The organism is Exiguobacterium sp. BG5(2022) (genome assembly GCF_031844365.1).
Classification (GTDB): Bacteria; Bacillota; Bacilli; order Exiguobacteriales; family Exiguobacteriaceae; genus Exiguobacterium; species Exiguobacterium profundum.
On sequence record NZ_JAUZVB010000005.1, the window covers coordinates 1 to 19251 of the forward strand.

The 19251-nt window shown below is 48.0% G+C and carries 23 protein-coding genes and 2 other annotated features; all 23 genes read left to right on the forward strand.

The window, feature by feature from the left end; translation table 11 throughout:
* Window positions 1-106: 106 nt before the first annotated feature.
* The 23 genes from Q9R25_RS13885 to Q9R25_RS13995 all read left to right on the forward strand — a co-directional run bounded on the left by Q9R25_RS13885 (window position 107) and on the right by Q9R25_RS13995 (window position 19080).
* Window positions 107-583: a CtsR family transcriptional regulator gene (locus Q9R25_RS13885; RefSeq protein ID WP_074035340.1), complete on the forward strand. Its 477-nt coding sequence runs from the start codon at window positions 107-109 to the stop codon at window positions 581-583.
* 5 nt (window positions 584-588) lie between these two features.
* Window positions 589-1023 carry a UvrB/UvrC motif-containing protein gene (locus Q9R25_RS13890; RefSeq protein WP_074035342.1) on the forward strand — a complete coding sequence of 145 codons (435 nt, stop codon included), beginning with the start codon at window positions 589-591 and terminating at the stop codon, window positions 1021-1023.
* Window positions 1023-2066: a protein arginine kinase gene (locus tag Q9R25_RS13895; RefSeq protein ID WP_074035346.1), complete on the forward strand. Its 1044-nt coding sequence runs from the start codon at window positions 1023-1025 to the stop codon at window positions 2064-2066. The genes Q9R25_RS13890 and Q9R25_RS13895 overlap by 1 nt, the downstream gene beginning before the upstream one ends.
* A gap of 24 nt (window positions 2067-2090) precedes the next feature.
* Window positions 2091-4526 carry an ATP-dependent Clp protease ATP-binding subunit gene (locus Q9R25_RS13900; RefSeq protein ID WP_311283302.1) on the forward strand — a complete coding sequence of 812 codons (2436 nt, stop codon included), beginning with the start codon at window positions 2091-2093 and terminating at the stop codon, window positions 4524-4526.
* 56 nt (window positions 4527-4582) lie between these two features.
* Window positions 4583-5959, forward strand: coding sequence for a DNA repair protein RadA (gene radA, locus Q9R25_RS13905; RefSeq protein ID WP_012727704.1), 1377 nt, complete (start codon window positions 4583-4585; stop codon window positions 5957-5959).
* A gap of 114 nt (window positions 5960-6073) precedes the next feature.
* Window positions 6074-7138, forward strand: coding sequence for a PIN/TRAM domain-containing protein (locus tag Q9R25_RS13910; protein ID WP_214691674.1), 1065 nt, complete (start codon window positions 6074-6076; stop codon window positions 7136-7138).
* A gap of 55 nt (window positions 7139-7193) precedes the next feature.
* Window positions 7194-7874, forward strand: coding sequence for a 2-C-methyl-D-erythritol 4-phosphate cytidylyltransferase (ispD, locus tag Q9R25_RS13915; RefSeq protein WP_012727702.1), 681 nt, complete (start codon window positions 7194-7196; stop codon window positions 7872-7874).
* Complete coding sequence (ispF, locus tag Q9R25_RS13920) at window positions 7871-8344, forward strand: 2-C-methyl-D-erythritol 2,4-cyclodiphosphate synthase (RefSeq protein ID WP_012727701.1); 474 nt, start codon at window positions 7871-7873, stop codon at window positions 8342-8344. Before ispD ends, ispF begins: the two co-directional genes overlap by 4 nt.
* 45 nt (window positions 8345-8389) lie before the next feature.
* A complete protein-coding gene (gene gltX / locus Q9R25_RS13925) occupies window positions 8390-9847 on the forward strand; it encodes a glutamate--tRNA ligase (RefSeq protein WP_208606723.1) in 1458 nt (485 codons plus the stop codon).
* Window positions 9847-10054, forward strand: a binding site (T-box leader). It overlaps the preceding gene by 1 nt.
* 51 nt (window positions 10055-10105) lie before the next feature.
* Window positions 10106-10795, forward strand: coding sequence for a serine O-acetyltransferase (gene cysE, locus Q9R25_RS13930; RefSeq protein WP_214691673.1), 690 nt, complete (start codon window positions 10106-10108; stop codon window positions 10793-10795).
* Window positions 10764-12161, forward strand: coding sequence for a cysteine--tRNA ligase (gene cysS, locus Q9R25_RS13935; RefSeq protein ID WP_159563156.1), 1398 nt, complete (start codon window positions 10764-10766; stop codon window positions 12159-12161). Before cysE ends, cysS begins: the two co-directional genes overlap by 32 nt.
* Complete coding sequence (locus Q9R25_RS13940) at window positions 12158-12562, forward strand: Mini-ribonuclease 3 (RefSeq protein WP_074035355.1); 405 nt, start codon at window positions 12158-12160, stop codon at window positions 12560-12562. The genes cysS and Q9R25_RS13940 overlap by 4 nt, the downstream gene beginning before the upstream one ends.
* A gap of 109 nt (window positions 12563-12671) precedes the next feature.
* Window positions 12672-13421, forward strand: a complete 750-nt coding sequence (gene rlmB / locus Q9R25_RS13945) for a 23S rRNA (guanosine(2251)-2'-O)-methyltransferase RlmB (protein ID WP_031421850.1) — start codon at window positions 12672-12674, stop codon at window positions 13419-13421.
* The gene (locus Q9R25_RS13950; protein ID WP_159563155.1) at window positions 13418-13957 is read left to right on the forward strand and encodes an NYN domain-containing protein; all 540 of its coding nucleotides are present in this window, start codon (window positions 13418-13420) and stop codon (window positions 13955-13957) included. The genes rlmB and Q9R25_RS13950 overlap by 4 nt, the downstream gene beginning before the upstream one ends.
* A 209-nt stretch (window positions 13958-14166) precedes the next feature.
* A complete protein-coding gene (gene sigH, locus Q9R25_RS13955) occupies window positions 14167-14808 on the forward strand; it encodes an RNA polymerase sporulation sigma factor SigH (RefSeq protein WP_012727694.1) in 642 nt (213 codons plus the stop codon).
* A 128-nt stretch (window positions 14809-14936) separates the two neighbouring features.
* Complete coding sequence (gene rpmG, locus Q9R25_RS13960) at window positions 14937-15083, forward strand: 50S ribosomal protein L33 (RefSeq protein ID WP_012727693.1); 147 nt, start codon at window positions 14937-14939, stop codon at window positions 15081-15083.
* Between the two features lie 34 nt (window positions 15084-15117).
* Complete coding sequence (secE, locus tag Q9R25_RS13965; RefSeq protein WP_012727692.1) at window positions 15118-15288, forward strand: preprotein translocase subunit SecE; 171 nt, start codon at window positions 15118-15120, stop codon at window positions 15286-15288.
* A gap of 16 nt (window positions 15289-15304) precedes the next feature.
* A complete protein-coding gene (gene nusG / locus Q9R25_RS13970) occupies window positions 15305-15856 on the forward strand; it encodes a transcription termination/antitermination protein NusG (protein ID WP_012727691.1) in 552 nt (183 codons plus the stop codon).
* Window positions 15857-16003: 147 nt separating this feature from the next.
* Window positions 16004-16429 (forward strand): 50S ribosomal protein L11, encoded by a 426-nt coding sequence (gene rplK, locus Q9R25_RS13975; RefSeq protein ID WP_012727690.1) that lies wholly within the window; start codon window positions 16004-16006, stop codon window positions 16427-16429.
* Between the two features lie 94 nt (window positions 16430-16523).
* Window positions 16524-17210, forward strand: a complete 687-nt coding sequence (rplA, locus tag Q9R25_RS13980; RefSeq protein ID WP_012727689.1) for a 50S ribosomal protein L1 — start codon at window positions 16524-16526, stop codon at window positions 17208-17210.
* A 59-nt stretch (window positions 17211-17269) separates the two neighbouring features.
* Window positions 17270-17423: a sequence feature (ribosomal protein L10 leader region), on the forward strand.
* A 44-nt stretch (window positions 17424-17467) separates the two neighbouring features.
* The gene (rplJ, locus tag Q9R25_RS13985) at window positions 17468-17974 is read left to right on the forward strand and encodes a 50S ribosomal protein L10 (protein WP_012727688.1); all 507 of its coding nucleotides are present in this window, start codon (window positions 17468-17470) and stop codon (window positions 17972-17974) included.
* A 61-nt stretch (window positions 17975-18035) separates the two neighbouring features.
* Window positions 18036-18404, forward strand: a complete 369-nt coding sequence (rplL, locus tag Q9R25_RS13990; RefSeq protein WP_012727687.1) for a 50S ribosomal protein L7/L12 — start codon at window positions 18036-18038, stop codon at window positions 18402-18404.
* 79 nt (window positions 18405-18483) lie between these two features.
* Window positions 18484-19080, forward strand: a complete 597-nt coding sequence (locus tag Q9R25_RS13995; protein ID WP_012727686.1) for a class I SAM-dependent methyltransferase — start codon at window positions 18484-18486, stop codon at window positions 19078-19080.
* Window positions 19081-19251 lie beyond the last annotated feature (171 nt).

A 19251-nucleotide genomic window follows, 5' to 3' on the forward strand; every position in this document is an offset into this window, starting at 1 on the left:
TGTTTTAGCGATGCTCTCGACATAGAGGCATCGCTTTTCGTTTGCCTTTTTTTAAATCAATGATAAAATATAGTCAAAAGTCAAAGATGGTCAGAGGGTGGTGGAGATGAGAAATATTTCGGATGTCATCGAACAGTATTTGAAGCAAGTCTTGAAGGAAAGTCAGGCAAACGCAATTGAAATCAAACGTCAAGATATCGCACAACGATTCGAATGTGTCCCATCCCAAATCAATTACGTCATCAACACACGTTTTACCGTCGAAAAAGGATATTTAGTAGAAAGTAAACGTGGCGGTGGCGGATATATTCGTATTCGACGCGTTATTTTACACGAAAAGCAAGATGTTCTCTCTAGTTTGATGGATATCATTCATGAACATCCACGTTTGAACGAACAGCTCGTTGAAAATGTGCTGATTCGATTGGTTGAAGAACAGATGATGCACGAACAAGAGGCGCAGTTGATCTATCATCTCTTATCAGATGAAGCATTGAACTTACAAGTTGACGATCGCTCCTATATTCGACGTCAGCAACTACTCGCGCTGATGAAAGTACTTCGTTATCGTAATGGAGGGTAAGTCGTATGCTATGCGAACGTTGTAAACAGCGACCGGCTGTCAATGAAGTCGTTGTCATGGAACAGGACGTACCCGTAAAAAAACGGCTATGTCGACAATGTACGGTAGAACTTATGACGGGCTATGTGCCGGTCGTAAAGCGCTGCCCAACCTGTCAGATGACGCGTCAAGATTTATTGCGTGTACGAAAAGCAGGATGTGCTATGTGTTATACCGTATTTCGTGATGAACTGATTAAAATCACACGTCAATATCAACAAGGACATGATCATCATATCGGTTCGGTCCCTGACCAGTTACGTACACCACATGAACGAATCGAAGAGCGGCTCGAAAAGTTGGCAGGGGAGTTGACCCGTGCTGTCGAACAAGAAGATTATGAACGAGCAGCACGCATTCAAAAAGAAATGAAGCAATTAGAAGGGCAAGGTGATGTCTAATGGAAACGTTCCTAACACATCCACTTGGTCCCAAAATGAAAGAGCGTGCCAAATTGGATGACCTGGTTGTCTCCACAAGAATCCGACTGGCACGTAACGTCAAAGACACTGTATTTTCGCCAGTCCTTTCTAAAGAAGGAGAACGTCAACTATGTGATCGTCTCGAAGGACGGTTACATGGGTTAAAGGGATTTGAATATCTTCATATGCGTGATTATGATGAAGTCACCCGACAGGCATTGATGGAAAAACATTTGATTAGTCCGGCCATTGCGACCAACGAAGAAAGTGCAGTCTTTTTAAGTGAAGATGAAACTATCAGTGTGTTGATTAACGAGGAAGATCATTTACGAATTCAGACCTTACTCCCAGGTTATCAAGTGAAAGAGGCGTTTGAATTAGCGACTCAAGTAGACGCACTGTGCGCGGAATCACTCTCATACGCCTTTGACGAACAGTTAGGCTACTTGACGACATGTCCAAGCAATATCGGAACAGGACTCCGGGCCTCGGTCATGTTACACTTACCGGGTCTCACGTTAACGGGTCGAATCAGCCCCATTTTGCGAGAGCTTCGAAAACTCGGCTATACGATTCGAGGTCGTTACGGAGAAGGTAGCGATACGGCAGGACGGTTGTTCCAGCTGTCAAATCAACGGACATTAGGCAGTCATGAATCACAACTGTTAGCTGACTTTATGGAAGTGACAGAACAAGTGATTCAAGCAGAACGTCATGCGCGTGAAGAGCTCATCGCACATCGACAAGAAGAGTTAGAGGATCGGTTTTATCGGTCATATGGTATTTTACGATATGCCAAACTTCTTTCTTCTACGGAAGCCATTGAGCGACTATCTGATTTACATTTAGCGAGTGACTTAGGGATTTTGTCTGATTGGAGTCCGCCGAAGTTCCATGAACTCATCGTTCGGTTACAATCAGGTTTTCTACAAAAACATTTCGGGAAAACATTATCTACGCAAGAACGGGATCGAGAACGAGCGACACTTGTTCGTCGGACGTTAGATCAAGGCTTAGTTTGATCCAACTATAAGGAGGTTATGTCAATGATGTTTGGACGATTTACAGAACGAGCACAACGCGTATTAGCTTTAGCACAAGAGGAAGCCGTACGTCTTGGCCATCATAATATTGGTACAGAACATATTTTATTAGGATTGGTTCGTGAAGGAGAAGGAATCGCGGCAAAAGCGCTCTTCGCCCTCGGATTGACCTCTGAAAAAATCCAACAAGAAGTAGAATCATTGATTGGACGTGGTTCAGAGAATGGATCGACAATTCATTACACACCGCGTGCGAAAAAGGTCATTGAGCTCTCGATGGATGAGGCTCGGAAATTGGGACACTCTTACGTCGGAACGGAACACATCCTTCTAGGATTGATTCGTGAAGGAGAAGGGGTCGCGGCACGCGTCCTCAATAACCTTGGAATCAGTTTGACGAAAGCACGCCAACAAGTGTTGCAACTTCTCGGGAACACGGAGTCATCTTCAAATGCTTCGCAACCTGGGGCGAGCGCCGCAACACCAACGCTTGACGGATTGGCACGCGATTTGACACAACAAGCGCGCGAGTCTCGTTTGGATCCGGTCATCGGACGCGCAGGCGAAATTCAACGTGTCATCGAAGTGTTGTCGCGTCGGACGAAGAACAACCCGGTTCTAATTGGGGAACCAGGAGTCGGGAAAACAGCGGTCGTCGAAGGTCTCGCTCAGCAAATCATCAACAACGAGGTACCTGAAACGCTTCGAAACAAACGCGTCATGGTGCTCGATATGGGAACGCTTGTCGCAGGCACGAAATATCGTGGTGAATTCGAAGATCGCTTGAAAAAAGTGATGGACGAAATTCGTCAAGCTGGTAACGTCATTCTCTTCATCGATGAGTTACACACATTGATTGGTGCGGGTGGTGCAGAAGGTGCAATCGACGCCTCTAACATTCTTAAGCCGTCATTGGCTCGCGGTGAACTTCAATGTATCGGGGCGACTACACTAGATGAATACCGGAAGTACATCGAAAAAGATGCAGCGCTTGAGCGCCGCTTCCAACCGATTCAAGTGAACGAACCGACAACAGAAGAAGCTGAACAAATCCTACTCGGGTTACGCGATCGCTATGAAGCACACCACCGTGTGACGATTACAGATACGGCGATTCACGAGGCGGTCGTCCTTTCAGACCGTTACATCTCCGATCGTTTCTTGCCGGATAAGGCAATCGACCTCGTCGACGAGGCGGCATCAAAAGTACGACTTCGCTCATTCACGGCACCACCGAATTTGAAAGAGTTGGAATCCCGTCTCGAATCGATTCGTAAAGAGAAAGACTCTGCCGTACAAAGCCAAGAGTTTGAAAAAGCAGCTTCCCTTCGCGATACGGAACAGAAGTTACGCGATGAGTTAGAAGAGTTGAAAGCAGAATGGCAGAACAAGCAAGGTAACGAAAAACTTGAAGTGACGAAAGAAGATATCGCTCAAGTTGTTGCGAACTGGACAGGTGTACCGGTCACGAAGATTGCCGAAGAAGAGACAGACCGTCTCCTCAAACTCGAATCGATTCTTCACAACCGTGTCATCGGTCAAGACGATGCGGTGAAATCAATTTCCCGTGCGATCCGTCGCGCCCGGGCCGGATTGAAAGATCCGAAACGTCCAATCGGGTCATTCATCTTCCTCGGACCGACCGGAGTCGGGAAAACAGAGCTCGCCCGTGCAGTTGCCGAAGCGATGTTTGGCGATGAAGATGCCATCATTCGAATCGACATGTCCGAGTACATGGAAAAACATGCGACGAGCCGTCTCGTCGGTTCGCCTCCTGGTTATGTAGGTTACGAAGAAGGCGGTCAATTGACTGAAAAAGTGCGTCGGAAACCTTACTCGGTTATCCTACTCGATGAAATCGAAAAAGCGCACCCAGAAGTATTCAACATCTTGCTTCAAGTGTTAGACGACGGTCGCTTGACGGATTCGAAAGGTCGCACAGTCGACTTCCGAAACACAGTCATCATCATGACGTCTAACGTCGGAGCCGCAGCGCTTCAACGAAACAAATATGTAGGATTCACAGTGGAAGATGATGTGGAACGTGAATATACGGAAATGAAGGACAAAGTACTCGAGGAATTGAAGAAAGCGTTCCGACCTGAGTTCTTGAACCGGATTGATGAAATCACGGTATTCCATTCACTTCAAAAAGAGCACATTCAAGAAATCATCAAACTTATGGCAGAGACGCTCAAGAAACGTCTCGCCGAGCAAGGTGTTGATTTCAGCTTGACGGATGCGGCACTCGATAAAATTGCCGATGTCGGTTACGATCCGGAATACGGGGCTCGCCCTCTCCGTCGTGCCCTTCAACGGGAAGTGGAGGACCGCCTCTCAGAAGCAATGCTCGGCGGCACAATCGCTAGAGGCAGTAAAGTTGCGCTCGACGTACAAGATGGAGAGTTCGTCGTTCGTAACGAAGGTGTAGTTCAGTAAAACATTCAGCTCCCTCGTCGTTTAGAGGGAGCTTTTTTTAGACAGGAAGGGAACTTATGGCCAAAATTAAAACGAAATACGTCTGCCAATCGTGCGGATATGAATCAGCCAAGTGGATGGGGCGTTGTCCGGGTTGTAATGAATGGAATACGCTCGTCGAAGAGTTTGTAGAAGAGAAGAAAGCCAAACGTGGAGCGGCCTTTGTGCATAGTTCATCGCGACAATTGAAACCGGAACGCTTAGCGAACGTCGTCTCACAAGAAGAGACGCGCGTGCATACGAATAGTCGTGAATTTGACCGTGTCCTCGGCGGTGGGATTGTCCCAGGTTCACTCGTTTTAGTCGGCGGGGACCCGGGAATCGGGAAGTCGACCATTCTGTTACAGGTTAGCGCTCACTTAGCCCATAGTGGTAAAAAGGTGTTATACATCTCGGGGGAGGAATCTCTCAAACAGACAAAACTTCGTGCGGAACGGCTCGGCTTACCGACGGATGACTTGTTCGTGCTCGCTGAGACGGACATGTTGATGATCGAACGGGTTATTGATGAGGAGCAACCTGGATTTGTCATCATTGACTCGATTCAAACGGTATATATGGATGAGATTCAATCGGCGCCAGGGAGCGTGTCACAAGTTCGAGAATGTACGGCCGCCCTCATGAAAATTGCGAAAACGCGAGGGATTGCGGTCTTCATCGTCGGTCACGTGACGAAGCAAGGGTCGATTGCCGGCCCGCGCTTACTTGAACATATGGTCGATGCGGTACTTTATTTTGAAGGGGAGCGTCATCATACGTTCCGTATTTTACGGGCGGTGAAAAACCGTTTTGGATCGACGAACGAGATTGGCATTTTCGAGATGAAAGAGAGTGGACTAGAGGAAGTGCTTAATCCATCTGAAATATTCTTGGAGGAACGCACGGCTGGCGTATCGGGTTCGACCGTTGTCGCCTCGATGGAAGGTACGCGGACGGTACTCGTGGAACTCCAAGCACTCATCTCTCCGACATCGTTCGGGAACCCGAGACGTATGGCCACGGGCATTGATCAAAACCGAGTCGCGCTGCTCATGGCCGTGCTCGAAAAACGTTCCGGTCTCTTGCTTCAGACGCAGGATGCGTACTTGAAAGCAGCCGGTGGCGTCAAACTGGATGAACCGGCGATTGACCTTGCGATTTGTATCTCGATTGCCTCGAGTTTCCGCGATCGTCCGACTCGTCCGACGGATGTCTGCATCGGTGAGGTCGGATTGACTGGGGAAGTGCGACGGGTTTCCCGAATCGAGCAACGTGTCGCCGAGGCGGCAAAACTAGGTTTTACACGGGCCATCATCCCGAAAAATAACATGGGGGGATGGACCGCTCCGGCAGGGATTGAAGTCGTCGGGGTCGGAACAGTGGACGAAGCACTCCAGTTGGCGATTCCGTTCTAACGGGTCGCCACTGGCAGTTTTTAACGCTTTGTAACGAACGTGATTGAAAAAATCATGTTACAATGAAAGTGTTATTTTTTGAAATTTTATTTCATATAGAAGGAGGTGGAATGAGTGAAGATTGCTGTACGAATCGGATTTATTTTGATTGGACTCGTCGTGGGTTGGTTCGGAATCATCGAAGCGACGCTTTTATTAGCAGACCTTGGCATGAATGTGCCGGAGTGGTTAACGATTCCATACGTAGCAAGTTTGATTGGTGGACTTATCTTCTTCATTCTTAGTTTATTCTTAACAGATGGTGTTGTTGCATTTATTCGTTTTGTCGAAGAACGGCTCGTCCGTTTACCGGTAGGGGATATCTTATTCGGTTCGATCGGTCTCATCATCGGGCTCTTGATTGCCTTTTTGATTAGTGTATCGCTTGAAGTCACGAATATTTTCTTACTGAGTAAAATCGTTCCGATTTTTGTCACGGCCCTGTTTGGTTACTTTGGTTTCGCGGTCGGCTATCGGAAGCGTAACGAATGGATCAAACTATTTGTGAAGAGCGAACGGGAAAAGCCTGCGACTGAACCGGTCCAACGCTCGAATGATAAGATTTTAGACACGAGCGTCATCATCGATGGTCGAATCGCGGATATTGCGACGACTGGATTCGTGGAAGGAACATTGATTGTGCCCCAGTTCGTCATCGGCGAACTGCAATACATCGCCGACTCCTCGGATACGTTGAAGCGGAATCGTGGACGTCGTGGACTGGACATCTTGAAGGAACTACAAGAGAACAAGCGCATCCAGGTTGAAATCTATGATGGAGACTTCGAAGACGTACCGGAAGTCGACATCAAATTGATTAAACTAGCTGAACTGAAAAACGGGATTGTTGTTACGAATGACTACAACTTAAATAAAGTGTGTGAGGTACGAAATGTACCGGTCTTGAACATCAATGATTTGGCAAACGCCGTCAAACAGATTGTCATTCCTGGTGAAGAGATGGTCGTGACAGTTATTAAAGAAGGAAAAGAGCAGAATCAAGGGGTTGCTTACCTTGAGGATGGGACAATGGTTGTCGTGGAGGGCGGACGTAAATTGATTTCGAAGACGCTTCCTGTCGTTGTGACGAGTGTCTTACAAACGTCTGCAGGCCGTATGATTTTTGCCCGTCCGGAATAACGGATCAAAAAGAGACGCGAGAGCGCTCTCTTTTTTCACGAAGAGAGGTATTAACATGGTAGCTTATACAGTTGTCATCCCGGCTGCGGGAAGAGGGAAGCGGATGGGTGCGGATGCGAATAAGTTGATGCTGACGCTCCGTGACAAACCGATTATTGCTTGGACGTTACAGGCGTTCGATACCGATCCGTGGTGCGAACGAATGGTGTTAGCCATCCGGCCGGAAGAACGTGACTGGTTCGAGGCGATGACGTCACAGATGAAGACGCCGGTTACATACGTAGCAGGAGGGGAAGAACGACAACAGAGTGTCCATGCAGGACTGAAGGTTGTTGCACCCGATACGATTGTGATGATTCATGACGGTGCGCGTCCGTTTGTAAAACGTGAACAGTTGCATCAAGTGGCTGAAGCGGCACTGCAAGGTGGTGCCATCTTGGCGGTACCCGTTAAAGATACGGTCAAACAAGTTCAACGTCATCACATCGAACGCACCGTTCCCCGTGAAAACTTATGGTTGGCACAAACGCCGCAAGCCTTTCAGGCGAAAGCGATTTTGGCGGCACATGAACGAGCGGTCGAACAACAGGTGATGGGAACGGATGATGCCAGTTTGTTTGAGTGGCTCGGCGAATCGGTACAAGTGGTCCTTGGGGACTATCACAACATCAAAATGACGACGCCCGAAGATTTATTGTTCGGCGACGCGATTTTAGCGAAGGAGGAATTACAATGAGAATTGGTCAAGGCTTTGATGTACACGCATTTGCAGAAGGACGTCCGTTAATCTTAGGGGGAATCGAAATCCCACATGAGCGTGGACTTCTCGGTCATTCTGATGCGGACGTGTTACTCCATACCATTGCGGATGCGGCACTTGGAGCAATTGCGGCAGGTGATATCGGGAAACACTTCCCGGATACGGATCCGGAATTTAAAGATGCAGATTCGAAAGTATTGCTTCGTCACGTCTGGCAGCTCGTGAAAGATCAAGGCTACGTTCTCGGAAATGTAGATGCGACGGTCATGGCTCAACGTCCGAAACTTCGTCCTTACATTGATGAGATGCGCGCGGTCATTGCCGAACTTCTTGAGGCGGACATCGAGCAGGTGAACGTGAAAGCGACGACGACGGAGAAACTGGGCTTCACGGGACGCGAAGAAGGGATTGCGGCGCAAGCGGTCATCTTACTCAACCGGGCTTGACAGAAATGGTATACTATTTGGGCAGAAGAGAAGAAAGGTGGAACTATTATGAGTGAAGTGCGTGTACGCTATGCGCCTAGTCCGACGGGGCATCTCCATATCGGAAATGCGCGGACGGCGTTGTTTAACTACTTATTTGCTCGCCATGCTGGCGGAAAAATGATTCTTCGGATTGAAGACACTGACCAGAAACGGAATGTGTTGAACGGTGTCGAGAGTCAGATGAAATACTTGGAATGGCTCGGCATCGACTGGGATGAAGGTCCAGGGCGTGACGGAGACTACGGTCCGTATTACCAAATGGAGCGTCTTGCGATTTATGAGAAATACGTCAATGAGTTGATGAGCAAAGGCCTTGCTTATAAATGCTACATGACCTCGGAGGAGCTTGAAGCAGAGCGTGAAGCACAAATCGCACGTGGGGAGGCACCACGTTACTCGGGTGCGCACCGTAACCTCACTGTTGAAGAACGTGAAGCGTTTGAAGCGGAAGGGCGTAAACCGTCTATTCGGATTCGTGTGCCGGAAGGCGTGACGTATAAATGGACAGATGTCGTCAAAGGAGACGTCTCGTTTGAATCGAAAGATTTCGGTGACTGGGTCATCGTGAAACAGGACGGCATTCCAACGTACAACTTCGCAGTTGTCGTGGACGACCATTTGATGAAAATCAGTCACGTGTTGCGCGGGGACGACCATATCGCGAACACACCAAAACAGATGATGATCTATGACGCACTTGGTTGGGACTATCCTGAATTCGGTCACATGACGCTCATCTACAACGACCAACATAAAAAGTTATCAAAACGGGACGAATCGATCATTCAGTTCATCGAACAATATGCGGATCTCGGCTACTTGCCAGCAGCGCTCTTCAACTTCATTTCGCTCCTTGGCTGGTCACCCGTCGGGGAAGAAGAAATCTTCTCGAAAGAAGAGTTCATTGAAATGTTTGATGCGAAACGTTTGTCGAAGAGTCCGGCAGTTTTTGACCAACAAAAACTTTCTTGGATCAACAGTGTATACATGAAGAAGGCCACGCTTGACGAAGTGGTGGCACTCAGTTTACCATTCTTACAAGAAGCAGGACGATTACCCGAGGCGGTATCTATTGAGGAAGCGGATTGGGCGACAAACTTGATTGCATTGTATAAAGAACAAATGACGCACGGAGCAGAAATCGTCGCGTTGACAGACTTGTTCTTCAAAGATGAAATCGAGTATGACGAGGAAGCGAACGCTGTCCTTTCAGGTGAAACGGTACCTGCTGTTCTTGCAGAGTTCAAACAGCAGCTCGAAGCAATCGAAGACTTCACTCCGGAAGCGATTAAAGCGGCGACAAAAGCGACGCAAAAAGCGACCGGTCAAAAAGGGAAAAACTTGTTCATGCCAATCCGTGTCGCGACGACAGGACAAACACATGGACCAGAACTCCCGAACGCCATTTCGTTAATCGGAAAAGAGCGTGTGTTGAAGCGTCTGACAACTCTATTAGCGTAATAAAGGCATTGATGAGGAAAGTAAGCGGTACGACACGTTGCAGAGACTAGAACCTAGGCTGGGAGTTCTAGATGTGTCCCCCGAAGAAGTGCACCTCTGAGCCGTCTCGGTGATATGTAGTCGAGACCGTGACTCGGCGTTAACGAGACTTGAGAGGGGAACGCATTTTCCCAAACAGAGTGGAACCGCGCTTACGGCGTCTCTGTGCCTTGGCACAGGGGCGTCTTTGTTTTTGTATAAGAAAAGGAGATATCGATTATGGGATTTTGGAGCAGTGTACGCGAAGACTTGCGGACTGTCCTGGAACTAGACCCTGCCGCTCGTTCGAAAGTAGAAGTGGCACTGACTTACCCAGGCCTTCACGCCATATGGGCACATCGCATCGCGCACGGATTATGGAAACGTAACATGAAACTGGTGGCCAAATTATTAGCCCAATTCAGTCGTTGGTTGACCGGGATTGAAATTCATCCGGGGGCGGTGCTTGGGGACCGCGTGTTCATCGATCACGGTTTCGGTGTCGTCATCGGTGAGACGGCGATTATCGGGAATGACGTCACTATCTATCAAGGCGTCACCCTGGGTGGAACGGGGAAAGAGAAAGGGAAGCGTCACCCGACAATCGGGAGTGACGTGCTTATTTCAGCGGGGGCGAAAGTACTTGGTAACATCACGGTCGGCGATTGCGTCAAAATCGGAGCGAGCTCGGTCGTATTGAACGATGTGCCGTCTGATTCGACCGTGGTCGGAATTCCAGGTCGTGTCGTCATCCGAAACGGTAAGCGTGTGAAGCAACATGATCTAGATCATCGTTTCCCAGATCCGGACCGCGAATGCCAAGAACGCTTAGAAGCGGCAGTGGATGAACTACAACAAAAATTAGCAACGCTTGAAAAGTGGATGGAGGAGAAGACACATGATTCAGCTGTACAACAGTCTCACGAATAAAAAAGAACCGTTTGTCCCGATTGTTCCGGGTAAAGTATCGATGTACGTATGCGGTCCGACCGTTTACAACTACATTCATGTCGGAAACGCCCGTCCGGCGATCGCCTTCGATACGGTTCGTCGCTACTTGACGTATCGTGGGTACGAGGTCAAATACGTCTTGAACTTCACAGACGTGGATGACAAGATCATTCGTACGGCGAATGAATTAGGAGAAGACACGGAGACGCTGACGAATCGCTATATCGAGGCGTATTTAGCAGATACAGGGGCACTTAACGTTCAACCGGCAGACGTGCATCCGCGTGTTACCGATACGATGGTAGAAATCATCGAATTCATTCGTCAATTAGAGACGGAAGGGTTCGCTTATGAATCAGAAGGAGACGTGTATTTCCGGACGAAGAAGTTTGAGACTTACGGAAAATTGAGTCAGCAATCGATTGAAGATTTGCGGGCCGGGTCACGTGTCGATGTCGGGGAGAAGAAAGAAGACCCGCTCGACTTCGTCTTATGGAAAGCGGCTAAACCGGATGAACCATCATGGGATAGTCCGTGGGGCAAAGGACGTCCGGGCTGGCATATCGAATGCTCGGCGATGGCGAAAAAACATCTCGGGACAACAATTGATATTCACGCGGGCGGGCATGATTTGAAATTCCCACACCACGAGAACGAGATTGCTCAGTCAGAAGCTTGCAACCATGCGAAGTTCGCCAACTATTGGTTGCATAACGGCTTCATTAACATTGAAAATGAGAAGATGTCTAAGTCGCTCGGAAACTTCCTCCTCGTCCATGAGGCGTTGAAAGAAGTCGACCCGATGGTCCTGCGCTTCTTCATGTTGTCTGTGCATTATCGTCATCCGATCAACTATAGCCGAGAATTGATTGAACAAGCGGCGAACGGCTGGAGCCGAATCAAGGAAGCTTATCAAAATATTGAATATCGCTTGTCGGTAACGGCTGGACTTGGAGAGGCGAGCGAGTCGATGGAACGGAAGCTTGAATCCATCAAAGCGTCTTTCATCGAATCAATGGATGATGATATCAATACGGCCAACGCCGTGACCGTCCTCTTTGACTTGGCACGGGAAGCGAACATTTATGCGAAGGCCGATCATGTGGCAAAAGCGACGCTAGAACAGGTCCTGTCGCTATTTGATGAATTGACGGGTGTCCTCGGCTTGACGTTGGCAGAAGAAAAAGAACTATTGGATGCCGAGATCGACCAATTGATTCAAGAACGGAACGACGCACGGGCGGCACGTAATTTTGCCCGGGCTGACGAGATTCGTGATTTACTAAAAGAACAAAGCATCCAACTCGAAGACACGGCCCAAGGGGTTCGGTGGAAGCGGTTATGATGCAACCGAAACAAATGAATGCCCTTGCGCTCGCCTACATGGGAGACGTGGTATACGAAATGGCTGTACGGAGACGCCTGCTCGAGAAAGGATTGACGCGCCCGAATGACTTGCACCGGGGCGCGGTCCGCTACGTCAATGCACGGGCGCAGGCGAGCGTCGTGACATTTTGGTTAGAGACGGATGCGTTGACGGAAGAGGAACAGGCTGTCGTCAGACGTGGAAAGAATGCGAAATCAGGATCGGTTCCGAAACGGGTCGATGTGCACACGTATCGTTATTCCACGGCGTTTGAGGCACTGATTGGGTATATCTATTTGACAGAAAGAAGGGATCGTCTTGAAGAACTCATCAAACAAGCGTTCGAACGACTCGAAGCCGAGTCGACCGAAACGACATGACGGAAATCGGGGAGCGGAGAAACGAACGTTTGACCGCCCTCGTGGGGAACGACCAGATCGCACGCGTCGCCAAAAGGCAGAACGCCCTGACTATAAGGAAGTCGATGTGATGGAGGAAGGGATTGACTTCCTTTACGGTCGTAACCCGGTACTCGAGGCACTGCGAAGTGGTCGTGATATGAATAAAGTATTCATTATGGAAGGTCAGCAAAAGGGACCACTCGCTCAAATCATCGCGATGGCGAACGAAGCATCGGTCCAAGTGTCATTCGTCCCAAAAACGAAACTTGAGAAGATGGCTGGCAGTGAACATCACCAAGGAGTCGTTGCGGCGGTTGCGGCTTATGAATACAAAACAGTCGAAGACATGTTCGCTCTCGCAGCTTCGAAAGAGGAGACACCGCTCTTCATTTTGCTAGATGAGCTCGAAGACCCGCACAATCTCGGTTCGATTCTACGGACCGCCGATGCCGTTGGCGCACATGGAATCATCATTCCGAAACGTCGCTCGGTCGGTTTGACTCAAACGGTTGCCAAAGCCTCGACCGGGGCCATTGAGCATATTCCGGTGGCGCGTGTGACGAACTTGACACGGACACTTGAAGAGTTGAAGGAAAAAGGATTGTGGGTTGTCGGGACCGATGCGAAAGAAAGTCAGGACTATCGTCGATTGGATGGAAATATGCCACTTGTTGTGGTCATTGGAAGTGAGGGCAAGGGGATGAGCCGACTCGTGCGCGAATCGTGCGACTTCCTTGTTCATTTACCGATGGTCGGTCATGTCACGTCACTCAATGCATCTGTTGCAGCGGCGCTCCTCCTGTATGAGGTGCATCGCTCACGTCATCCATTGGCATGAGTATCCTGAAGCGCGAGCTCCTTCTTGTCGACGGATATAATATCATCGGCGCGTGGCCTCACTTGAGAAGTCTCCGCGATGTAGATTTTGAACAAGCACGCAATCTGTTGATTGAGGCGATGGCAGAATATCAGGCTGCGTCCGGCAAAGAGGTCACCATCGTGTTTGACGCCCACATGCGCTATGGTCGTGAATCCAAAGAGAAGCGGAGTCGGGTCGACGTTGTCTATACGAAAGAAAATGAGACAGCGGACGAATGGATTGAGCGGCGTGCCCATGAATTAGTGGATGACCGGCTCATTACATTATTCGTTGCGACGAACGATTTCACGGAGCAGTGGGTCATCTTTGGTCAAGGCGCATTGCGCGTTCCGGCAACCGAACTGTTGAAAGATTGGAAGCATGCGAAAACACTGATTGAGCAACAGCGCGTGTCGCTAGAGAAAGAACAAGCAAATCGGAAGACGATTGATATTCCACCACATATTCAAGCAAAGTTTGAAGAAATGCGACGTCGCAAATCAAAAGGTGATTGAAATCACGGACGAGTTCATGAAATGGACTCGTCTTTGTTTCGATTTTGACATTTTTTTGCAAAGGAATGTTGTATACTATTACATATATGAGTTACACAGTATTTAATTGACGGAATTTTTAGAAATTTGTTTGACGCATAGGAGTAGGGAGCCCTATAATGGGACACAACCTTACATAGTTCAGGATCAATCGCCGGGGGGTAACGAGCATGAACGGATGGCCGTACGAACAGTTTGAAAAAATGTCAGACGAAGAGTTGGTCTTATTGGCGCGCAACGAAGGGGATAGCGACGCGCTCGAGTTTTTGATTGAACGATACCGGTATTTTGTGCGGGCGAAGGCACGTTCATACTTTTTGATTGGTGCAGATCATGAGGACATCGTCCAAGAGGGGATGATCGGCCTTTATAAAGGTGTGCGTGATTATAAAGACGAGCGACTTGCGTCATTCAAAAGCTTTGCCGAGATGTGCATTACCCGCCAGATGATCACGGCAATCAAGACGGCGACACGCCAAAAACATATTCCGCTCAATTCATATGTGTCACTCGATAAACCAATTTTTGATGAAGAGTCTGACCGGACGTTGCTCGATGTCATCTTGCCACCACATCCGACTGACCCACAAGAATTAATCGTGACACAGGAAGAACAGTCGTTCATGGAAGCGAAGATGGATGAGATCTTGAGTGACCTCGAACGGAAAGTCTTGCGTCTTTATTTAGACGGGCGCTCTTATCAAGAGATTTCAGACGACCTCGATCGTCATGTCAAATCGATCGATAATGCGTTACAGCGCGTGAAGAAGAAATTCGAGCGTCATGTCGACGTCCGGATGCTCACGAGCTAACCGATTATTGACCGCGTGCCTCCTATGTGATACTTTAAAAGCAGCGCCTTGTCCGTAGACGCCATTTACAGGAGGCGTTTTTTTTTCGCTCTTTTTTAAGAGAGAGTAGTCGAAAGGGGCGCTTATGAATGGCAAAGAAAGTAAGTCTCGCTTGCTCAGAATGCGGGTCTCGAGAGTACTCGACGACAAAAAAAGACGGCGTGTCGACACGGCTTGAAATGAAGAAGTTTTGTCGCCGCTGTAACGCGCATACGCTGCATCGGGAATCAAAGTAACGTAGATTGGCATTCAATGTAGGAGGAAGCTACCATGAACTTTTTGCGCGACGTATGGAAAGAGTTGAAGAAAACGAGTTGGCCGACTCGTAAAGAACTCACGAAATATACCATTACTGTCATCGCGACTGTTGTCGTGATTGGCCTGTTCGTGTTCGGCGTAGATACTGGCGTCAGTTATCTCGTCAATTTATTGATTAACTAAGGAAGAGGTGAAAGCCGTGGAGAAACAATGGTTTGTTGTCCAGACGTACTCAGGTTTTGAGAATAACGTCAAAGAAAACCTAGAACGTCGAATCGGTTCGATGAACATGGAAGATAAAATTTTCCGCGTCCTCGTCCCGACTGAAACGACGCAAGAAGAAGTCACATTGAAGAGTGGCGAGAAGAAAATCAAAGAACGTGAAGTCAAAAGTTTCCCGGGCTATGTGTTCGTAGAGATGGTCATGACTGACGATTCATGGTATGTTGTCCGCAACACGCCAAACGTCACCGGCTTCCTCGGTTCAACGGGTGGTGGGGCAAAACCGATCCCACTCCAACCGGACGAAGTGACAAACGTCTTGTCACAAATGGGACTCATCGAGAAGAAAGATCGTTACAACTATGAACTCGGTGACCTTGTCCGCGTGAAAGAAGGCGCATTTGAGAACTTTGAAGGAACAATCGACGAGATTGAGGCCGACAAAGAGAAGCTCAAAGTCGTGGTCGACATGTTCGGTCGTGAAACGAAAATTGAACTTGATTTCGAACAAGTTCAGAAAATTAACTAAACCCACTTGCTAATCCGTAAAACGGATGGTACAATCGAAAATGTTTGATGTTGTGCTTTATTTCGGTACAAACTCGACCTAATAGATTGAGTGGGAGGGCGCACAACGTCCAAGAAACCACATTTTAGACTTAAGGAGGTGTGTCTCGTGGCGAAAAAAGTTTCTAAACTCGTTAAACTTCAAATCCCAGCTGGTAAAGCAAACCCAGCTCCACCAGTAGGTCCAGCACTTGGTCAAGCAGGTGTTAACATCATGGGATTCTGTAAAGAGTTCAACGCTCGTACACAAGACCAAGCCGGATTGATTATTCCTGTAGTCATCACGGTATACGAAGATCGTTCGTTTACATTCATTACGAAAACTCCACCAGCTGCAGTTCTCTTGAAGAAAGCTGCTGGTATCGAGAGTGGTTCTGGTGAACCAAACCGTAAGAAAGTAGCAACGGTTAAGCGTGACAAAGTTCGCGAAATCGCTGAACTTAAAATGCCTGACCTTAACGCATCATCTGTAGAAACAGCGATGCTTATGGTTGAAGGTACTGCACGTAGTATGGGTATTGTAATCGAAGACTAATTGCTAGTCTCTGGGGTTGTCGGTGAATACTGCTCACCTTCAATCCCTTCATTATGTGGGAGGAAATTCCGCTAACCACAAGGAGGAAAAGATCATGGGTAAAAAACACCAAGAAGCAGCTAAGCTTGTTGACCGCACGAAGTCATACGACCTCGCTGAAGCTGTCGAGCTCGTTCAAAAAACAGCTACTGCTAAATTCGATGAAACAATCGAAGTTGCTGTCCGTCTCGGCGTAGATCCGAAGAAAGCAGACCAACAAATCCGTGGTGCCGTTGTACTTCCACACGGTACTGGTAAAACACAAAAAGTTCTCGTCTTCGCAAAAGGTGAGAAAGTGAAAGAAGCGGAAGCTGCTGGAGCAGACTACGTTGGCGACGCTGAGTACATCAACAAAATCCAACAAGGATGGTTCGACTTCGATGTAATCGTTGCGACACCTGACATGATGGGTGAGGTTGGTAAACTTGGTCGTGTTCTCGGACCTAAAGGCCTCATGCCTAACCCGAAAACAGGAACAGTTACTTTCGACGTAGAAAAAGCAATCGCGGATATCAAAGCTGGTAAAGTTGAATACCGTGTTGATAAAGCTGGTAACATCCACGTTCCAGTTGGTAAGAAATCATTTGAAGCATCTAAACTCTCTGAGAACATCGAGACAATTCTCGAAACACTCATGAAAGTGAAGCCTGCTACTGCAAAAGGAACTTACCTTAAAAACATCTCGCTTTCATCTACAATGGGTCCTGGGATCCGTGTAGCGACTGCAGATTTCCTTAAGTAATCTTGTTGAAATAAATTGTTGACAACGTGTGACACCGCTGATAAAGTAATACACGTTCAACCGAATATGTTGGATTACCGTAGACAGAAGGTGGACATCGGTCCGTAAACCCTTCCGAGGTGTCTTTGCTCGAACTTGAGCCTGTTGTCACAGGTTTACTTTCAAACAATTACGCCCTCGTATGTCTTCATACGAGGGATTTCTTTTGGAGAGCAGCCTCTCGTCCGGTATAAGAATTGACTAGGAGGTGCAAACACATGGCAAACGAAAAAATCGTAGCTCAGAAATCGGCACTCGTCGATGAAATCGCTGAGAAAATGCAAGCGAGCGTTGGAACAGTTGTTGTTGACTACCGTGGACTTACAGTTGAAGAAGTGACTACACTCCGTAAATCACTCCGTGACGCTGGAATCGAGTTCAAAGTTTACAAGAACGGTCTTCTTCGCCGCGCAGCTACTCAGTCGAACTTCGAAGGTCTTGACGAAGTCTTCACTGGTCCTACAGCAATCGCCTTCTCTAAAGAAGACGTTATTGCTCCAGCGAAGATCTTGAACGACTTCTCGAAAGAGCACAAAGCGCTCGAACTTAAAGGCGGAATCATCGAAGGTAAAGTTTCTTCACTCGAAGAAATCAAAGCCCTTGCAGAACTTCCATCACGCGATGGTCTTCTCTCGATGCTTCTCAGCGTACTTCAAGCTCCAATCCGTGGGCTCGCAGTCGCAACAAATGCAATCGCAGAACAAAAAGAAGAGCAATCAGCTTAATTTTTGTCGCGTAGCGTAACTCAAAAAAACTTTTTTACAACATCAAAGGAGGAAAACCATAATGGCTTTCAACAAAGAGCAATTCATCGAAGACCTCAAATCAATGACGGTTCTCGAACTTAACGAACTCGTAAAAACAATCGAAGAAGAATTCGGCGTATCAGCAGCAGCTCCAGTAGCAGTTGCAGGTGCTGGCGCAGGCGCAGCAGCTGAAGAGAAAACTGAATTCGACGTAATCCTCACAAACGCTGGCGCTGGTAAAATCAACGTCATCAAAGCTGTTCGTGAAATCACAGGTCTCGGTCTTAAAGAAGCAAAAGCACTCGTTGACGGAACTCCAGCTCCAGTCAAAGAAGGCGTTTCTAAAGAAGACGCTGACGCAATCAAAGCTAAGCTTGAAGAAGCTGGCGCATCTGTTGAAGTTAAGTAATTCTACTTCACAACCTATAGAAGCTCGCCATGGCGAGCTTCTTTTATTTCCTTGAAGAATGGGTTAGGAGGTTCAACGCATGGGAGATCATTACTATACGAACGATCCACGTTCGGAAAGTGCCCCGGAGACATGGACGTACGAGTTGCGAGGGAAACAGTATCATTTCACTTCGGACCGCGGTGTGTTCTCGAAAGGGTCGGTCGATTTTGGGTCACGTCTTTTAATTGAAACGTTTGAGATGCCTGATGTGTCGGGACGTATTTTAGATGTAGGCTGCGGCTATGGTCCGATGGGGATCTCGCTTGCCGATGCCTCTGGGCGTGAGGCCTTGCTCATTGATGTGAATGAGCGTGCGCTGGCGCTCTCTGAGCAAAACGCCGCCCGTAATGGAGTGACGGTCGAAACACGGCTTTCTCACGCGTATGACGCGGTGGGGGGAGAACGGTTTGCCGCCATTGTCACCAATCCGCCGATTCGTGCGGGGAAACAAGTCGTCCATACGATCTTGCGTGAAGCACATACGCACCTCGTCGATGGAGGAGCAATCTATGTCGTCATTCAAAAGAAACAAGGAGCACCTTCTGCTAAAAAGTTATTAGAAGAGGTGTTTGGTCAAGTTGAAACGATCGCGAAAGAGAAAGGTTACTTTATTTTTCGAGCAATTCGGTCTTGACAAACGGTGAAGTCTTGTTGACTCGCTATAACGTATATGCTAACATTATAAAATGCCATTGGAATGGAATTCGCTTGAAACTGCCGTGTCTGCCGCTTTTTAGAGACGGAAAACGAGCGACATTCAATGACAATGTTCGATTATTACGCCCGAAAAATTCGCTAAAGAATT